Below are 2,691 nucleotides of genomic sequence, written 5' to 3'. Positions count from 1 at the left end.
TACTTCAAAAGATGAAACAAACGGCGGAAGAATATTTGGGTGAAACTGTGACGGACGCCATTATTACCGTGCCAGCTTACTTTAACGATAGTCAAAGACAATCCACAAAAGACGCGGGCAGAATAGCGGGGCTTAATGTTTTAAGAATAATCAACGAACCTACGGCTGCGGCTTTGGCTTACGGAATGGAAAAAAAGAAAGACGAAAAAATAGCCGTTTACGATTTGGGAGGCGGAACTTTCGATATATCCATTTTGGAATTGGCTGACGGAGTATTTGAAGTAAAAAGCACGAACGGAGACACTCATTTGGGAGGAGACGATTTCGACCATGCGGTAATAGATTGGCTTATAGGCGAATTCAAAAAGGAACAAGGCATTGATTTGAATAACGATAAAATGGCTTTACAGAGATTGAAAGAAGCGGCGGAAAAAGCAAAAAAAGAACTTTCAAGCTCGCTACAAACCGATATTAATTTGCCTTATTTGACTGCGGACGCATCGGGACCTAAACATTTGAATGTGTCTTTGACAAGGTCAAAATTTGAAGAATTGATAAGAGATTTGGTTGAAAAAACGAGAATTCCTTGCGAAAAAGCGATTAAAGACGCTGGACTCACTTTAAACGATATAAACGAAGTTATATTGGTTGGAGGTTCTACGAGAATTCCTTTAGTCCAAGAAACCGTTAAAAATATATTCAATAAAGAGCCGAATAAAAGCGTAAATCCAGACGAAGCGGTTGCGATGGGAGCGGCGGTTCAAGGAGGAATAATAAAAGGAGATGTTAAAGATGTTCTTCTTTTGGATGTAACTCCTCTTTCTTTGGGAATCGAAACGGAAGGAAGCGTAATGACGGTTCTTATAAACAGAAATACGACAATTCCTACTAAAAAGAATCAAGTATTTTCAACCGCTGCGGATAATCAACCTTCGGTAACTATAAGAGTTTTACAAGGCGAAAGAAAAATGGCTAACGACAATAGAGAGCTTGGCAGATTCGATTTGGTTGGAATACCGCCAGCGCCTCGAGGAGTGCCTCAAATAGATGTTTCTTTCGATATTGACGCTAACGGAATAGTGCATGTATCGGCTAAAGATTTGGGAACGGGAAAAGAGCAAAAAATAAGAATAGAATCTTCGAGCGGATTAAGCGAGGAAGAGATTAACAGAATGGTGCAAGACGCCGAAAAACATGCCGAAGAGGATAAAAAGAAAAAAGAAGAAGTGGAAGCTAAAAATAACGCCGACCACATGATTTATCAAACGGAAAAATTATTGAAAGATGCGGGAGATAAATTGCAACCTTCCGATAAATCCGAAATAGAATCTAAAGTGTCCGCATTGAAATCGGCAATAGATTCTAACAATACGGATAATATTAAAAGGGCTACGGAAGAGCTTCAAGCCACTTGGAGCAAAGCGTCCGAAACTCTTTATAAACAAGGACAACAAGCGGGCGGACAAACTCAACAGCAGAGTCAGGCAAACGAAACGAATAACGAAGATACGGGAAGAAAAGACGATTCGGTTGTTGATGCCGATTACGAGGTTGTGGACGATAATGATAAAAAGTAAAAGTTGAATATAAAGTCATTGGCGGTTAGAATATTAAAGTTAAAAATTAAAATATAAACGAAATATTTTAGCCGCCTATTTGATTATATTGTTCTTTGATATATAATTATACGAATATACAAATCGATTATAAAGGTTTTGATTTTGATTAATAAATTATTGAAAAAAGATAAATCGAAAAAAAATATTCTATCTTTTCTAAAAAATAAGAAAGATATTCATATTTTGGAGACGATATATATAGCTTCGATGCTTTCTATGGTTGGCGGTTATGTGGACGCCTATACTTATATAACGAGAGACGGAGTTTTTGCATACGCTCAAACGGGAAATATTATCTTTCTTGCAATGAATTTGGCGAGCGGAAGATTCTATGACGCCATAAACTGTTTATTTCCAATATTGTCTTTTATATGCGGAATTTGGTTCGCTCAATTTATAAAGAAAATAACAAACGGAAGACATATAATAGAATGGGGATATATTATTTTATTAATCAATACTATTATATTTTTTATGGTCGGGTTATTTTCAAAAAAATTCCCAAACTCTTTAATGGTTAGTTCGGTTTCTTTTATATCGGCGGTTCATATGTCTACTTTTAATAGAGTAGAAGGGCTTTCTTATGTTACGAATATGTGCACGGGAAATTTACGCTCGGCTTCTGAACATTTATTTAATTATTTTTTTAGCAATAATAAAAATAAAAAAGAAGATAATATTAAAAGCGGAAAAAACGGACTTATTTATTTGACTATTATTTTATCTTTTACTTTTGGCGCTTATTTAGGTTCTCTATTTACCAATAAATTCGGAACTAAATCGGTTTGTATTGCGGCGGGAGTATTGATGTTTGTAAATAGTTTTATGTTTTTTGAAGAAGTTTGAAATTGTTTGTTTGAAAATTTATTTAAGGTATAATTATATTTTATTTTTTAATAAGTTAATAAGGATATTTATAAATGGCTGATAAAAGAGATTATTACGAGGTTTTGGGAGTTTCAAAAACTGCCAATGCGGACGAGATAAAAAAAGCTTATAGAAAATTGGCGATGCAATATCACCCCGACAGAAACCCCAACAATAACACCCCGACAGAAACCCAAACAATAAA

3 protein-coding genes are annotated in these 2,691 nt (G+C 35.1%); all 3 read left to right on the top strand.

Annotated elements, in window-relative coordinates:
* On the top strand, positions 1–1,577 hold a 1,577-nt coding region (gene dnaK / locus EZH24_RS09920), incomplete at its 5' end, for a molecular chaperone DnaK (RefSeq protein ID WP_137998986.1).
* A gap of 144 nt (positions 1,578–1,721) precedes the next feature.
* Positions 1,722–2,465 carry a YoaK family protein gene (locus tag EZH24_RS09915; protein ID WP_236847156.1) on the top strand — a complete coding sequence of 248 codons (744 nt, stop codon included), beginning with the start codon at positions 1,722–1,724 and terminating at the stop codon, positions 2,463–2,465.
* Between the two features lie 74 nt (positions 2,466–2,539).
* Positions 2,540–2,691: DnaJ domain-containing protein (locus EZH24_RS09910; protein ID WP_153227234.1), on the top strand; the 152-nt coding region annotated here is incomplete at its 3' end.

It is taken from the genome of Brachyspira catarrhinii, from assembly GCF_005518285.1.
Taxonomy (GTDB): domain Bacteria; phylum Spirochaetota; class Brachyspiria; order Brachyspirales; family Brachyspiraceae; genus Brachyspira; species Brachyspira catarrhinii.
The sequence above is the reverse complement of the archived record's forward strand: the minus strand, read 5'-3'. Positions and strand labels throughout refer to the sequence as shown.